At 61.6% G+C, this 14,282-nt stretch carries 12 protein-coding genes and 2 pseudogenes; 9 read left to right on the top strand and 5 right to left on the bottom strand.

All coding sequences use genetic code 11. From position 1 onward, the window contains the following. The first annotated feature begins 18 nt into the window (after positions 1-18). The 5 genes and pseudogenes from LK440_RS08585 to LK440_RS08565 all read left to right on the top strand — a co-directional run. Positions 19-1,139 (top strand): IS3 family transposase gene (locus tag LK440_RS08585; protein WP_101557886.1). Its coding sequence is split into 2 segments (ribosomal slippage): positions 19-271 and positions 271-1,139, totalling 1,122 coding nucleotides; the frame shifts between segments, so codons are not numbered across the junction. A 13-nt stretch (positions 1,140-1,152) separates the two neighbouring features. After that, a pseudogene (locus LK440_RS08580) lies at positions 1,153-1,794 on the top strand (CpaF family protein); the annotation flags it as partial. After that, positions 1,791-2,546 (top strand): type II secretion system F family protein, encoded by a 756-nt coding sequence (locus tag LK440_RS08575; RefSeq protein WP_005013595.1) that lies wholly within the window; start codon positions 1,791-1,793, stop codon positions 2,544-2,546. The pseudogene LK440_RS08580 and the gene LK440_RS08575, both read left to right, overlap by 4 nt. A gap of 92 nt (positions 2,547-2,638) precedes the next feature. Then, entirely contained in the window at positions 2,639-3,517 is an 879-nt protein-coding gene (locus LK440_RS08570) for a type II secretion system F family protein (protein ID WP_227944804.1), read from the top strand. Further along, a pseudogene (locus tag LK440_RS08565) lies at positions 3,514-3,759 on the top strand (DUF192 domain-containing protein); the annotation flags it as partial. The gene LK440_RS08570 and the pseudogene LK440_RS08565, both read left to right, overlap by 4 nt. 9 nt (positions 3,760-3,768) lie before the next feature. Here LK440_RS08565 and LK440_RS08560 read toward each other — a convergent pair. Next, positions 3,769-4,572 carry a BPSS1780 family membrane protein gene (locus LK440_RS08560; RefSeq protein WP_025341428.1) on the bottom strand — a complete coding sequence of 268 codons (804 nt, stop codon included), beginning with the start codon at positions 4,570-4,572 and terminating at the stop codon, positions 3,769-3,771. A gap of 63 nt (positions 4,573-4,635) precedes the next feature. Then, positions 4,636-5,604 (bottom strand): homoserine kinase, encoded by a 969-nt coding sequence (locus LK440_RS08555; protein ID WP_005013598.1) that lies wholly within the window; start codon positions 5,602-5,604, stop codon positions 4,636-4,638. Positions 5,605-5,796: 192 nt separating this feature from the next. Between LK440_RS08555 and dusA the strand changes: the two genes are divergently transcribed. Further along, the gene (gene dusA / locus LK440_RS08550) at positions 5,797-6,768 is read left to right on the top strand and encodes a tRNA dihydrouridine(20/20a) synthase DusA (RefSeq protein ID WP_005013599.1); all 972 of its coding nucleotides are present in this window, start codon (positions 5,797-5,799) and stop codon (positions 6,766-6,768) included. Between the two features lie 57 nt (positions 6,769-6,825). On the opposite strand, the gene LK440_RS08545 is transcribed toward dusA, so the two are convergent. Both LK440_RS08545 and LK440_RS08540 read right to left on the bottom strand, forming a co-directional pair. Further along, complete coding sequence (locus LK440_RS08545; RefSeq protein ID WP_017685693.1) at positions 6,826-7,284, bottom strand: CBS domain-containing protein; 459 nt, start codon at positions 7,282-7,284, stop codon at positions 6,826-6,828. A 73-nt stretch (positions 7,285-7,357) separates the two neighbouring features. After that, positions 7,358-8,704, bottom strand: coding sequence for a YihY family inner membrane protein (locus LK440_RS08540; protein ID WP_005013601.1), 1,347 nt, complete (start codon positions 8,702-8,704; stop codon positions 7,358-7,360). 17 nt (positions 8,705-8,721) lie between these two features. On the opposite strand from LK440_RS08540, the gene LK440_RS08535 reads away from it, so the two are divergent. The 3 genes from LK440_RS08535 (at position 8,722) to LK440_RS08525 (ending at position 11,443) form a co-directional block, all read left to right on the top strand. Continuing rightward, on the top strand, positions 8,722-9,093 hold the full coding sequence (locus LK440_RS08535) for a DUF2069 domain-containing protein (RefSeq protein ID WP_005013602.1): 372 nt from the start codon (positions 8,722-8,724) through the stop codon (positions 9,091-9,093). Then, a complete protein-coding gene (locus LK440_RS08530) occupies positions 9,093-10,562 on the top strand; it encodes a protein adenylyltransferase SelO (RefSeq protein WP_005013604.1) in 1,470 nt (489 codons plus the stop codon). The genes LK440_RS08535 and LK440_RS08530 overlap by 1 nt, the downstream gene beginning before the upstream one ends. Before the next feature lie 146 nt (positions 10,563-10,708). Continuing rightward, positions 10,709-11,443 (top strand): response regulator transcription factor, encoded by a 735-nt coding sequence (locus LK440_RS08525; RefSeq protein WP_025341430.1) that lies wholly within the window; start codon positions 10,709-10,711, stop codon positions 11,441-11,443. Between the two features lie 13 nt (positions 11,444-11,456). On the opposite strand, the gene LK440_RS08520 is transcribed toward LK440_RS08525, so the two are convergent. Then, complete coding sequence (locus tag LK440_RS08520; RefSeq protein WP_005013608.1) at positions 11,457-14,171, bottom strand: EAL domain-containing protein; 2,715 nt, start codon at positions 14,169-14,171, stop codon at positions 11,457-11,459. Positions 14,172-14,282 lie beyond the last annotated feature (111 nt).

The following is a 14,282-nucleotide window of genomic DNA, read 5'->3' as shown; positions in this document are numbered from 1 at the left end:
GTTCCCAAAGGAATGGCAATGAAGAAACGATTTACGGAAGAGCAAATCATCGGCGTGCTCAAGGAAGCCGATGCAGGTGCCAAGCCCGCAGAGTTGTGCCGCAAGCACGGAATCTCCGAGGCAACGTACTACAACTGGAAGGCGAAGTTCGGTGGCATGACGGTGTCGGACGCTCAGAGGCTCAAGGAGCTGGAGCAGGAGAACAACAAGCTCAAGAAGCTGTTGGCCGAGTCGATGCTGGACAAGGCGGCGCTTCAGGATCTGCTAAGCCGAAAGTAGTCAGCCCGCAGGCCAAACGCGAGGCGGTCAGGACATTAATGACCGAGCGCAGCATGGGTGTTACCCGGGCCTGTGGGCTGGTAGGAATTTCGCGGTCGCTGTTTGCCTACGAGAGCACACGCTCAGGCGATGCTGCGCTGACCGAGCGCATGAAAGAGATGGCAGTGGCGAAACGACGCTACGGCTATCGGAGGATCCATGTGCTCTTACGTCGCGAAGGCTGGCAAGCAAATCACAAGCGAATCTGGCGGCTGTACAGTCTGGCAGGGTTAAGCGTGCGAAAACGAAAGCGTAAGCGAATCGCGGCGACCGAGCGCGTGGTTCGCCCAGCGGCAATCGCGCCGAATCAGAGTTGGTCAATGGACTTTGTGGCCGACGGCCTAGCCTATGGCCGCCGATTCCGCTGTTTGACTATCGTCGATGACTACACTCGCGAATGCCTGGCCATCGAGGTCGATACGTCGTTGCCGGGACTGCGTGTTGCCATGGTGCTGCAACGGCTGGCGGAGATGCGTGGCCTGCCGCGATCTATTACCGTGGACAACGGGCCAGAGTTCGCCGGAAGAGCCTTGGACGCCTGGGCCTACCAAGCAGGCGTAAAGCTGTCGTTTATTCGGCCGGGTAAGCCGGTGGAGAACGCTTATATCGAAAGTTTCAACGGCAAGTTCCGCGACGAATGCCTTAACGAGCACTGGTTCTTGTCCCTGCGACAGGCTAAAAGCTTGATCGAAAACTGGCGAGTCGAGTACAACACCGATCGGCCTCACAGCGCGCTCGGATATTTAACGCCGGCGCAATTCGTGCAGGCTCATCAGAAAGAAGGTCTTTTACCCCTGGGCTCTATGTCGGTGCCGTACTAAATCTGGGGGCAGGTCACATTTCCTGCAGGAGGCCGTCAGGCGGCGGCGCAACATCCTGATCGCTGGGGGCACCGGTTCCGGCAAAACCACGTTGCTCAACGTGCTGTCTAGCGCCATTCCGGAGCAGGAACGCATCGTGACGATAGAGGACGCCGCAGAGTTGCGTTTGTCGCATGAGCATCTGGTTGCGCTCGAGGCCAGACCGGTCAATCTGGAGGGTAGGGGAACGATCGAGATCCGCGACCTCGTACGCAATGCGCTGCGGATGCGCCCCGACCGTATCGTCGTCGGAGAGTGCCGAGGCAAGGAGGCCTTCGATATGTTGACGGCGATGAATACCGGCCACGAGGGTTCGCTCACTACGCTCCACGCCAATTCGCCGCGCGATGCGCTTGCCCGTTTGGAGTCCATGGTGCTCATGGCGGGGCTGGAGTTGCCCATGCTGGCGCTGCGCGAGTATGTCGCCGCTTGCATCGATCTCATCGTGCAGCAGGCCAGAGGCGCTGACGGGGTCCGGCGCATCGTCGCCATTGCCGAGGTGTGCGGCATAGAAAGTGGCACGATTCAACTGCAGGAGCATTTTCGCTATGAGCCGCAGAGTGGCTTTGCGGCGGCAGAGTGGGCATGCTGGCAGGCGGAGCAGGGCTTTTCATGATGACGCCATTGCTTGCCCTGTTGTTGGCGATGGTTTCCGCGGGATTGTTGGCGTGGCAGATTCAGCGCAACGTCGAACCCGCCTGGCAGCGCTATCGGGATACCTACATGCATGACGCTCGTCTTGGGCTGCAGGAGGTGTTTCTGTTCTTCGATCCGCAGCAGCTCTGGGGCATGGCAATGGCTTGCGCATGCCTGGCATCCGGCTTGCTGCTGCTGGCGGGGGCACCGTTGGCGATGGTTGGGTTGGGTGCCGGTCTCGGTTGGCGTTTGCCGGCATTACTGTTGGAACGTTTGCGCAAGCGGCGATTGCAACGCTTGCAAGCTCAGCTTCCAGCCGCATTGCTCAGTCTGGCGGCGGCCTTGAAAGCAGGAGCGAGCTTGCCGATCGCCTTGCGTCAGTTGGCGAACCTGAGCCAGGCACCTTTATCGCAGGAGCTCGGCCTGATGCTGCGCGAACAACGTATAGGTGTGGCTTTTGACGACGCCCTGCGGCGCTTGGAGCAACGTGCCGACCTGCCTGCAGTACATTTGCTGGCTGCTGCCTTCCGGGTCGCCGGCACCTCAGGCGGTAACCTGGCCCAAGCGCTCGAAGGAATTGCCCACGCGTTGCGGGGGCAATTGCTGGCCCAGGGCCGGCTGCGCGCGCTCACGGCGCAAGGGCGCATGCAAGCCTGGGTGCTCAGTGCGCTGCCCGTGGTGCTGGGGTTGGTACTTTATCTGCTGCGCCCGCAGCAAATGGCGTTGTTGTGACAATCGGAAACCGGATGGGTTGTGTTGGCCGTCATCGTCGGCCTGCAGGCGCTTGGGTGGCTGTTGATTCGGCGCATTCTGGGGGCGGCCGCATGAACGCAGCAAGTTGGTTGGCCGCTGCCGGGACGGTTTGTTGCGTGCTGGCCTTACGTGGGCTTTTTCCTACGAAAGAGGAGGTGCCGCTGCCCTTTCCTGAACTGGCGCGAACTCAGCGATGGGCCTGGGCGTTGTCTTGGCATTTGGCGCGTCGGCTGGAAGGGCTGCTGGGGTGGCGTACCCGGGAACGCCTTGCGCGGCTGAACCTGATGGCAGGGTTGCCTGCGCAATTGCCGGCGGGTTGGTTGCCCGCGCGAATGGCCCTCGGAGGCGGTGTGGGCCTGATTGCCGGTGGGCTGGTCATTGGCCTGATGCCGTCAGGCATTAGCCGTGCTGCGTTAGCCGCAGGCATCACCTTTGCGGCCTTGATCAGCGCCAGCCTGCCGATATTGGCCCTGCGTGGCAAGGTGTGCGCGAACCGGCGCAGCATCGCGCTGGATCTGCCTTTTCTTCTTGATGTGATGACCTTGTGCCTGGAGGCGGGGCAGGGCATGACGCAGGCCATGTATCTGGCTGCGCGCTATTGTCCGCCGGGGCCCCTGACGCGGGCATTGTCCTTGGCGCTTAACGAAGTCCGTGCCGGGCGCTCGCAACGCGAGGCGTTGGAGGCCTTGGCGACCAAGCTGGACGTCGATGGGGTGCATGCGTGGGTGGCCGCCTTGGTTCAGGCCGAGCGCCTGGGTAGCGGTACTGGCGCGATGCTGCGTTCGCTGGCCAGCCAATTGCGCGAGGAAGCCTTTCAGCGCGCCGAAGAGGCAGCCATGCGTGCACCGGTCAAAATGCTGTTGCCGTTGGTTAGCTGCATGTTTCCCTGCACATTTCTCATCCTCGGCTTTCCATTGTTCATGGGTGTGTTGCCGCAGGATGCCATGTGATTCCGGAGCGCCGCGCGACTGGCCAAAGGCTCTCCGCTGACCGCTTACGTCTGGTCCTCGCATGCACCTGGCCGCGCCGACTGCTGGGTTTGCTGGGCCGTCGACGTGCGCTAGGCGCACGCAGCGGCCTGTTGATCCGGCCCTGCCATGCCGTGCACAGCTTAGGCATGGCTTATCCTGTGGCGGTATGGTTTATCGGCCGCGAGGGCCAGGTGTTGAAGGCACGGCGGCTCAACCCCTGGCGCTGGGCCTTATGCCGCGGCGCTGTCGCCGTGGTCGAGACCAGTGTGGGTCTCCTCGATGCCGAAGACGGAGGTATATGCCGGGTAGAAGCTGCTGTAGAGCACTGCTGCGGCAGCTACATTAATGGGAATCTGGACAATGTTGGCGACCGAGGCGGGCACTCCCAGGGACACCAGCAGGCCGGCACATAGGTCGATAAACAGAAAGATCATTATCCAGACAGCGCAGTAGACCAGGAAGGCCCATTTGTTGCGCCAGCATGCCACGCCGGAGAAGAACAGTGCCTGCACCAGGCGCAGGCCATGCCACCCCACCAGAACCGGAGCATGCCAGAACAGCGCAGCGATGGTTACATAGATAATAGTGAACAAAAACAGCGGGATGCGGACAGCGGCCACGAAGGGCATGATGTTTTGCTCGATCTGCACGGCGCGCAGCCCTTCGGCCAGGTCTGACCAGAAAGGTAGAAAGGCCAGCAAGCCTCCGGCAAGGCTCAGACCGGCGTAGAGCAGCCCCATGAGAAAAAGTTTGCGAAAAACCCCGGGACGCAGTAGCGGCTTGGGCCACATTGAAGGTAGCATGACCCTGCCGGCCTCAATGTGCTTGCAGGCCGACAGCGTCATCAGCGTGAAAACTGGCATCAGCGCGACGAACAATAACGGCCCGACAGGAGGGGTCAGAGTCGCGAACAGCACAAACAGGCTGAGCGTCATGGCCCAGAAAAACATGGGCAGGGGCTGCTTGGAGAAAATCCTCAGCCCGTCTCTTACCCATTGCCAGCCAGAGGACGCGGGTAGGGTTGCTGCTTGCATAGGTCTCGTAGATTCGCAGGGGACGGATGGCTTGTTCAATACCAATTATGTGTGTCGTAGCTGTCAGGGCAAGGGCGGCAGCACGCCGCGGTGGCGCGCTTGCAACACTCTTTCGAAATGGCGGGGATCGTGAGGTTTGAGCGTCTGTGCGGGCCGGGGCAAAAAGTAGTCGTACAGGCGAGAGAGCCAGAACCGCAAGGCCGCCGCCCGTAGCATAAGGGGCCATGCCCGTCGCTCGGCGTCGGTAAAGGGCCGCTCCTGGGCATAAGCGGCCAGCCAGGCATGCACTAGCTCGGGGATGAATTCTCCACTGTCCCGATCGATACACCAGTCGTTGACAGCAACCGCCACATCAAAGAGCCAGGTGTCGCAGCCCGCAAAGTAAAAATCGATAAATCCGCCCATCAGGGGGCTGTCGAAGGTGCCGGCAAATAGTACGTTGTCCCGAAACAAGTCACAGTGCGCAGGGCCGCCAGGCAGCTCGGAGCGTTCGGGCTCAGCAGCAGCGGTGCGTTGTGCTTGCAACTCTTCGTTGAGCAGGCAGGTTTGCTCGGGAGTCAGGAAGGGCATGACTTTCGGGGCGGTTTCCTGCCACCAGGTCAAGCCGCGCAGATTGGGTTGGCGCAGCGGAAAATCCGCTCCTGCCTTGTGTGCGCGCGCCAGCGTTGCTCCCGTCAGGGCACAGTGCAGGGCGCCGGGGGCCGGTTCGTAGCCGCCAGGCAGGCGGCTGACGATGGCAGCGGGTTTTCCGTGCAGGGCGGTCAGGCGACTGCCGTTTTTGAGGGTCTGGGGCTGTGGCACGGGTATGCCGCGCTCTGCCAGGTAATGCATCAGTTCGATGTAAAACGGCAGTTGTTGTTGAGTCAGCACTTCGAACAACGTCAGCACGTACTCTCCCTGCGTCGTGTGCAGAAAGAAATTGGTGTTTTCAATACCGGCGGTAATGCCTCGCAAGGAGATGAGTTCTCCAATGTCATAGGTCTCGAGCAGGGCGCGGGCGTCTTGGTCGGATACAGGAGTGAAAACGGCCATTGATGAGCGTTGGATGCGGGATGGAGGAAGGGGCGACGGCTGCCAGATGCTTCAGGCAAAGTAATTTTAGACCACGCCCCCGGTAGATTTCGGGCGGATGGGGCCCGGGGCCGTAAAATAATGGCTTCTCTTACCTTAAGCCCGGAAGATTTGGTCTTGACTGCGCCTGACTGGCGACTTTGTGTCGCGCCCATGATCGATGTGACAGATCGCCATTGCCGCTTTTTTCATCGGCTGCTGGCGCCGCACGCTCGTTTGTATACCGAGATGATTACCACCGGAGCCTTGCTGCATGGCAATGTCGAGCGCCACCTTGATTTCGATGACGCCGAGCATCCCGTTGCCCTGCAGTTGGGCGGCAGTGAACCCGCGGCCCTGGCGGCGGCGGCCAGGCTGGGCCAGCAATGGGGCTATGACGAAATCAACTTGAATTGTGGCTGTCCTTCGGAACGCGTGCAGCGGGGGGCTTTCGGGGCGTGCCTGATGGCCGAGCCCGATCTGGTGGCCGATTGCATCAAAGCCATGCAGGATGCCGTCGGCATTCCTGTGACGGTCAAGCACAGGCTGGGGCTCGACTATGACGACTCATACGCCTTTGTACGTGACTTCGTGGGCAAGCTGCATGCCACCGGGTGCAGGGTCTTCGTCGTGCATGCACGCAATGCCGTGCTCAAAGGTCTGTCGCCCAAGGACAATCGCGAGATTCCGCCTCTGCGCTACGACGTGGCCGAGCAGTTGAGACGGGACTTTCCGGATTGCGTGATCGTGCTCAACGGCGGCCTGGCCGACGCCGGGCAGGCGGTGCAAGCCTTCGCCCGTTTCGATGGTGTCATGCTCGGTCGGGCTGCCTGGCATACCCCGCGTGTGCTGTCCGAGGTGTCATTGCGTCTATGGCCGTCTACCCGTCTGCCCAGCGATGCCCAAGTGGTCGATGCCATGGTGGAGTACACCGCGCGGCAAATTGCACGGGGCGTTCCGTTGCGGGTGATGCTTCGCCCCATGCTGGGTCTGGTCAACAACCAGAGTGGGGCCCGCAGTTGGCGACGCCTGCTTTCCGATCCCGGCCGTCTGGCTCAAAATGACCCAGGCCTCATTTATGAGGCCTGGCGTAATTTGCAGGCGGCAGCCCGTCCGCCCGTTGACGCGGATCAACCGGCGGTTTGAACGCTGTCTCACTGCAAAAGGCCCATCGGTGGCTTTTTGCAGAAGCGATGCCGGCGCTCAGGCTGCCGTGGCGGCGCTGTCGGAGGGCCAGTCGCGAATATAGGCCTTGAGCATATTATTTTCGAATTGCTGAGCGGCCACGATGGCTTGTGCCATGTCGTAGAAGGAGATCACGCCCATGAGCGTGGGGCCATCCATGACAGGGATGTAACGTGCATGCTTGTCGAGCATGAGCCGCTGGACTTCGTCGGCGCTGGTGTTCGGGGATACGCTGACCGGTGCGTCATCCATGATGGCGCGAATCGTCGTTTCGCCGACACGGCCATCGCTACTTTCCAGGTGGCGCATGATTTCACGGAAAGTCAGCATCCCGCTGAGCATGCCCGACTCCATGATGACCAGGGAGCCGATATCCTGTTCACTCATGGTGCGGATGGCTACCGACACGAGCGTGTCCGGCGTGGCCGTATACAGGGTGTCGCCCTTGACTCGCAGTATTTCGCTGACTTTCAACATGATGTTCCTCCTGGGGCGAATAGCCCACCCCCAATGCAAACCGTATTTTTGTCTATAGCGGCCAGGTCGAATATCACCTGGGTTTTTGTACATTTTCCAGCGGCAGCACGGTGATTGGGAGCGTTTTGAGGTCCGTGTCATCGTCTGGCGTAGGATCGATGTCGCTATTGTGCGACAGGCTGGCCAGTTCTTCCAGTGTTGGGGGGGACGTTGCGTCGGCCAGTCGGCTGGCCAGTTCGCTCAAGGACGGGTCACGCCGCACGCGCCGCTGTTGCCTGTCGAGTAAAAACTGATCATAAAGCGGAGCCAGAGTCGTCGATTGCGGATCGGCAGCGAGAATCCAGTGATCATCCGTGGTCGGGGCGACCATGCCAATACGCCGCAGAGACTCCAGGACACTATTGAGTTCATCGTGGTGCAGGTTCAGTTGTCTGGACAGCGTCTGGCTGCTGCAGCCTGGAGGCAGTTGGCCGCGTGCGGCCAATAACTGGCGCAGTACGCCGACCGCGTCGACGAACTGCGCGCCTGCGGCGCGGTTGATCTCCCAACGGCCTAGCCGGATCATGGGGGCGCTGGCGGCAATGCTGGCGCCAAACAGCACGGCCAGCCACGAAAGGTAGATCCAGAGTAAGAAGATTGGCAGGGTGGCAAAGGTGCCATAGATTATGGTGTAAGCCGGAAAACGGGTCAGGTAGAACGCAAAACCGGATTTCATGACCTCGAGCGCGATTGCCGTGCAAAAGCCGCCCGTCAGCGCATCGCGCCAGTAGACGCGGCAGTTGGGCACGACGACGAACAGTGCCGCAAATCCCAGCCCAGTCAGCACGAGCGGGATGAAAGAAATCGCCAGGCTGATGATCTCCGGGACATCATGAATCAGGCCCAGCGATTCGCGCGCCACGAAGGAGGTGGCCCAGAGACTGGCGCCGGTCGCCAGGGGCCCCAGCGTGATAACGGCCCAATACACCAGCGCACGTTGCGGCCAGGGGCGTTGACGGCCCACATGCCAGATGTCGTTGAATGTCTTGTCTATCGTCATGATGAGCAAGAGCGAGGTCACGATCAGGAACGCCCCGCCGATCGTCGTCAGGCGCGTGGCCTGGCGGGCGAATTGATTGAGGTACTCCATGATGTTGTCGGAGACGGCCGGCGGCATCAGGTTGTTGGCCAAAAAATCTTCGAGCGCCACCCGAAAGTCCTGGAACACAGGAAAGGCCGTAAATAACGATAGCACCACGGCCAGCATCGGGACGATGGCCAAGACAGTGGTGAAGGTCAGGCTGGAGGCGACTTGTAGCAGGCGCTCTTCGTCTGCCCGATGGGCAGCGAAACGAAGCGCATGCCCTACGCGGCGCAGCCAGGATCGGCGGCGCGGTTGGGGCGAGGAGTCCCCTTCAGCAGGATCGGCGGTCGGGTACATCAGGCGATAATAGCAGCATGAGCTCCGAACTCAATCCGAATCTGCGCTATCTGGCCACGGGCAGTTTGCTCGCCTTGATCGTTCTCTGCCTGGCGTGGGAAACCTGGTTGGCGCCGGTGCGTCCGGGCGGATCCTGGCTGTTGCTCAAGGCCCTGCCGCTGGCGTTTCCGTTGCGCGGCGTCATGCGGGGCAATGTCTACACCTATCAATGGGCTAGCATGCTGTCGCTGCTCTACCTCATGGAAGGGGTTGTGCGTGCGATGTCCGACCCGGCGCCGCTGTCGGCCGGTTTGGGGATGCTGGAGGCCGCGCTGGCGGCCACATTCTTTCTGGCGGCCATTTTCTATGTGCGGCCGGCCAAACGCGCCGCTCGCCGGGAGCGCACCTGATGCACCGCGATTTGAACGAGCTCACCCTGATCAACAGCTTCGCCGCATTGCCCGGCGCTTTCTATACCCGGGTGCTGCCCCAAGCCCCGGGTAATCCGCGTCTGTTGCATGCCAATGCCGATGCGGCCGCTTTGATCGGGCTCGATCCCGAAGCGTTGACAACCCCTGATTTTCTGGCGGTTGCCTCCGGTCAGATGCCCTTGCCGGGAGGTGACACCCTGGCTGCGGTGTATAGCGGCCACCAGTTCGGTGTGTGGGCGGGACAATTGGGGGACGGCCGGGCTCATCTCCTGGGTGAGGTGGCTGGCCCCAACGGCAGTTGGGAGTTGCAGTTAAAAGGTGCCGGCCTGACGCCGTACTCACGCATGGGTGACGGGCGTGCCGTGTTGCGGTCTTCGGTGCGCGAGTACTTGGCCAGTGAGGCCATGCATGGTCTGGGTATTCCAACCACGCGAGCGCTGGCGCTGGTGGTCTCGGACGATCCGGTCATGCGCGAGACGCGGGAAACCGCAGCCATCGTCACCCGCATGTCGCCCAGTTTCGTGCGTTTCGGATCGTTCGAACATTGGTCCTCGCATCGCGATCCGGCGCACCTGCAGTTGCTGCTCGACTACGTGATCGACAAGTTCTACCCCGGCTGCCGGGATGCGGATGGCGAGCATGGCGCCGTGCTGGCGTTCTTGGGCGAAGTCAGTCGGCGCACCGCGAATCTGATGGCCGACTGGCAATCGGTGGGGTTCTGCCATGGCGTGATGAACACGGACAATATGTCCATTCTCGGGTTGACGCTGGATTACGGCCCCTTCGGCTTCATGGACGGGTTCCAACTTGACCATGTATGTAACCACTCCGACACCCAGGGCCGGTATGCCTGGAATCGACAACCCTCGGTGGCGTTGTGGAATTTGTATCGCCTGGCCGGTAGCCTGCACATGCTGGTGCCGGATGCGGAGGCCTTGCGGGCCGTTCTGGGCCAGTATGAGTCCATCTTCACGCAGGCTTTCCACGCGCGCATGGCGGCCAAGATGGGAGTGTCGGGCTGGCAGGCTGCGGACGAGATGCTGCTGGATGATCTGCTGCGCCTGATGCACGATAGTCGCGCCGATTTCACGCTGACGTTTCGCGCGCTGGCGCAGGCCGTGCGCGGCGAGCCTGGCCAGTTGCTGGACTTCTTTATTGACCGTCAGGCCACACAGGCGTGGTGGGAGCGACAGGTGGCGCGCCACGCTGTCGACGGACGGGCGGCGCAGGTGCGGGCCGAAGCCATGGATGCCGTCAATCCGCTTTATGTGTTGCGAAATCATTTGGCCGAGCAAGCTATCCGTGCTGCCGTGCAGGGCGATGCCAGTGAAATCGAGCGATTGATGGGGTTGCTGCGCGACCCATTTCGCGCCCGCGCCGATGCGGGCGGCTATGCCGCCTTGCCTCCCGATTGGGCCTCTGACCTGTCCGTCAGTTGCTCATCCTGACTCGGCGTGCGTCCATATCACAACGTCCCCATCATTCTTGTTGGGAAAATCCCTCGGTGCCGAGTAGAATTTAGAAACACTATGTCATAAGGTGATGCCGGTTATGCGTTCCGGCACCCTGCCATTTATCGGAGTTGGGGGAAGGCATGCTGTCAATGGATGGTCTGTTGCGTATCGGTCTTCTCGAAGACGATGAGGATTTCCGCGAGGAGTTGCGGCTCGGGCTGGAGGGCTACGGCTTCAAGGTGGTATTTGGCTGTGGGGATTCTGTCTCTTTTCACGAGGCGGTTCAGGCGCAGTCCTGCGATATCGTCATCCTCGATGCAAATGTCCCTGGCGAAGATGGTTTTGCCGTGGCTACGCGCCTGCGCGCCCAAGGCCACCTTGGCATTGTGATGTTGACAGGACGCGGCGCTCTGGAAGACAGAGTGCGAGGACTGGAGGGAGGGGCCGATGCCTATCTGACCAAGCCCGTCGATTTGCTCGAGTTGAGTTCCGTGATTCGTAGCCTGGCGCGCCGCATGCGTCTGGCGCGAGCCGGAGCGCAGGAGGAGCCCGCCCCGGTTCAGGCATCCAACAGCCGTCAGCCGGGTCTGCCCTGGTCACTGATGGATGGCGGCTGGGTTTTGGCTGGCCCAGACGGCGGTTCGCTGCATCTGAATGCGCAGGAGCGTGTCTTTCTCATGACGTTGATGCAAAGCGCTGGTGAGGCGGTGACGCGTCAGGTCATGGCTGAAATGATTCAGCCTGAAAATCCTGCCAAGTTCGAGCCGCGCCGCGTCGATGTCATGGTCAGCCGCCTGCGCTCCAAAGCGCAATCGGCCGGTTTCAAGCTGCCCGTGTTGTCCGTGCGCGGGCAAGGTTATGTCTTCGTAGCTTGAGTGCCGCCGGCCGTCATAATAGTTCGGCCGGCGCCGGCTGGTCTGCTTGCCCGCTGGCTGGCAAGGCGATGAGGAAGCGTGTCCCCAGGCCGGGGCGCGCCTGCGCCGTCAGGTTTCCTTCCTGGCTGATGCATATCTCGCGTGCCAAGTGCAAGCCCAATCCCACGCCCGGCGTTTCGCGGTGCGCAGTACTGCGAAAGTGCGGTTCGAAAATGGCGTCGATTTCCGCTTCGTCCAGCCCCGGGCCATTGTCTGAGACTGCGAGCCAGGCCATGGCCTGCTGATCTTGCGCCGTTGCTACGCCGGCGTCGATGACAACCGGTTGATCCGCAGGCGAATACTTGATCGCGTTTTGTACCAGATTGCGCAGAACCAGCGCCGTCAGCAGCGGGTCGCAACGTGCCGCTGCAGGCGTGTTGTTGCGCACGATGAGAGGGTGCGCACTATCGGCTTGCATGCTGGCGCAGACGTTATGAGCCAACTCTCCGAGGTCGACGATCTCCAGGCGCGGCGCCATGACTTGATCGTCACGCCTCTCGGGGCTGAGCATTTGGTCGATGATGTCTATCATGCGGCCCACCGCACGACGGATGCGCGCCAGGCGGCTGTCGACTTCCTGGCCGCTGCCGGCCAATATGGTTTCGAGTGATTGCGCCGCCGCGCTGATGGTCGCCGCAGGCGTGCGCAACTCATGTGACAGCAGGGCCTGCAACTGACGGTGAGACTGGAGGGCCCCGGCCATCTCGCTGAGCCGTTTTTCGCTGTGTTCCTGGCGTTTCATGAGAAGGCTGGGCTCTGGCGCGGCGATGGGCTCCAGATGCAGGCCTGCGTGGGAGATGGCCTCGTCCAGGGGAGCGTCCTCGTTGGTCAGACGTTTGAGAACGATAAAACCGAGCGAGCAGAGTAATGCGGTCTGGCTTTCGTCTTGCGCGTCGCAGGCGTAAGCAGGAATATTCAGTGCAATCGCGGTGCGCACGATGGTCGAGGCGAGTTGGCGATTTCCCGGGCTGCTGGCCAGACTGCGCACAAATCCGCCGCCGATCTTCAGATAAACCAGGGGTAGCTGGTGCAGCTTCTCAATGGCCGAGAGTTGCTCGCTCAGGCGTTGCACACCGATCCGTGTGCCTAACGTAGCGCATATTTCGCATAGTGAACGCACCGTATCGTAATAGTCGACCACGCTGTGTGCGTCGATCTCCAGGATCAAATGGCGGCTTTGTGCCGGCCGGTCATCGAGCAGGGACTTCAGGCGTGCAAGGAAGTTGGGCTGGGCGAGAGACGCCTGGGCCAGCGGCAGAGCAAGGGGACCAGCCTGCCGGGAGCGGGTATCCAGTGCCAGGCGTATGGCTTGGATGTCGCAGTCTGCGGCCAGGCCCAGGCGCGAGGCGGCGGGCATGAAAACCGATGCAGGCAATGCGTCGGCTCCGCGCAACATCATGCGAGCTTCTTCGTGCAACAGATGGCCTGCGCTATCGCTGCGGGGATGCACCTCGAGATAGAAACGATGCTCGTCCAGCGCCTGGGTGATCAGATCCTGCCAGCGGTATTCCCCGTCCATGCGGCGCTCTCCGGCGAACTCCGCCATTTGCAAGACATCGTCGTTGGCGGTTTCCGCGCACATGAGCGCATTGTCCAGGCGCGCCATGACGGCACCGACTTCTTCGCCAGCTTCGTAGCGGCCCAGAGCAATGGCCCACCGGCACCACTCGTGCTGGCGCAATGGAAGGCGACGCAGACGTAATTCCCGGCGTACTCTTTCGCTCAGCGCCAAAGCCGGCTGGGCAGCCAGGCCCGGCAACAAGGCTACGAAGTCGGAGCCATTGAGGCGAGCCAGCATTGCTTGCGGCCCGGCATGCTCGCGGATGGTTTGCTGCAGCTGGGTGGCGCTCAGGCGCAACCACTGGTCGGTCGCCTCGTGATGCATGCGACGATTGATTTCTGCCATGTCGCGTTGACGGAAGATGAGGACATGCCCGCTCGCCAGAGTGGCTTGGCCGCGCAGAATCTCCCGGAATCGCTCGAAAAAAGTCTTGCGGTTGGGCAGACGGGTGACGGCTTCGCGGGTGGCTTCGTTCTCGAGCATGGCGATGCGCTGCTGCAACCTCGCCACCACATGCTCCTGTTCGCGCCGATTGTTGGCCAGCGCTTCACGGACAGGAAGCAGATCGCTGAGCTCCGCGCTTTGGCCGTCGTCTTGCCCGTGCGCGGCGCGCGCCAGGGACTGCAGCGGCCCTTGCCGCATCCAGCGCATGAGGTGGCGCACATACAGGCACCAGCCGAGCGTGGCCAGCACGAAGAGCAGGGCCTGTGCTGCCATACCCGCCAAGTACGCTGCAGGCGCCGCATCCGAGGGGGCCGCGTAAGCGACGACATGCCCTTCGCTAGCTCCATCTGCGCTTTGGTAGGGGCTGCGAGCCAGGACGGCGAGGTCCGGCGGCGGTTCGGCGGAGGCGGGCCATAACGGTATGCTGCGTCCCAGTGAGGCTTCATCGATACGCAGGCGTGGCCCTTCGGCATTCGCGGCAGGCAGTCTGGTCAGCCAGTTCTGTGAGTCGCCATCGAAGCGCCCGATCGCCCATGCGAGGCTGCTGGCAGCCTCGCGTGCTCGGCTTGCCTGATACGCTTCGGCATCTCGCGTTGCGGACCACAGGCTGGTGAGCAAGACGCCAAACAGCAGCAGTCCCATCAGCAGGACAATGCTCAACAGAAGATGCAGTGAAAGGCGCATAGGTTGCCGCGAGAGGGTCCATGGCTCGCCGTCACCATCTCGGCGGCAAGAATCAAAACATTACTGATTGTATTGGCAAATGTCCTTTTCGGCGAAGAAAGATTGGGGATT

The sequence above is a fragment of the Bordetella holmesii genome (genome assembly GCF_020735985.1).
GTDB lineage: Bacteria > Pseudomonadota > Gammaproteobacteria > Burkholderiales > Burkholderiaceae_B > Bordetella > Bordetella holmesii.
The sequence above is the reverse complement of the archived record's forward strand: the minus strand, read 5'-3'. Positions and strand labels throughout refer to the sequence as shown.

Coding starts and splice junctions, on each gene's coding strand:
- LK440_RS08535 (WP_005013602.1), top strand. CDS start 8,722: ATGAGCTCCGAACTCAATCCGAATCTGCGCTATCTGGCCACGGGCAGT.
- LK440_RS08570 (WP_227944804.1), top strand. CDS start 2,639: ATGAACGCAGCAAGTTGGTTGGCCGCTGCCGGGACGGTTTGTTGCGTG.
- LK440_RS08560 (WP_025341428.1), bottom strand. CDS start 4,572: ATGCAAGCAGCAACCCTACCCGCGTCCTCTGGCTGGCAATGGGTAAGA.
- LK440_RS08545 (WP_017685693.1), bottom strand. CDS start 7,284: ATGTTGAAAGTCAGCGAAATACTGCGAGTCAAGGGCGACACCCTGTAT.
- LK440_RS08575 (WP_005013595.1), top strand. CDS start 1,791: ATGATGACGCCATTGCTTGCCCTGTTGTTGGCGATGGTTTCCGCGGGA.
- LK440_RS08540 (WP_005013601.1), bottom strand. CDS start 8,704: ATGTACCCGACCGCCGATCCTGCTGAAGGGGACTCCTCGCCCCAACCG.
- LK440_RS08530 (WP_005013604.1), top strand. CDS start 9,093: ATGCACCGCGATTTGAACGAGCTCACCCTGATCAACAGCTTCGCCGCA.
- LK440_RS08520 (WP_005013608.1), bottom strand. CDS start 14,171: ATGCGCCTTTCACTGCATCTTCTGTTGAGCATTGTCCTGCTGATGGGA.
- LK440_RS08525 (WP_025341430.1), top strand. CDS start 10,709: ATGCTGTCAATGGATGGTCTGTTGCGTATCGGTCTTCTCGAAGACGAT.
- LK440_RS08555 (WP_005013598.1), bottom strand. CDS start 5,604: ATGGCCGTTTTCACTCCTGTATCCGACCAAGACGCCCGCGCCCTGCTC.
- dusA (WP_005013599.1), top strand. CDS start 5,797: ATGATCGATGTGACAGATCGCCATTGCCGCTTTTTTCATCGGCTGCTG.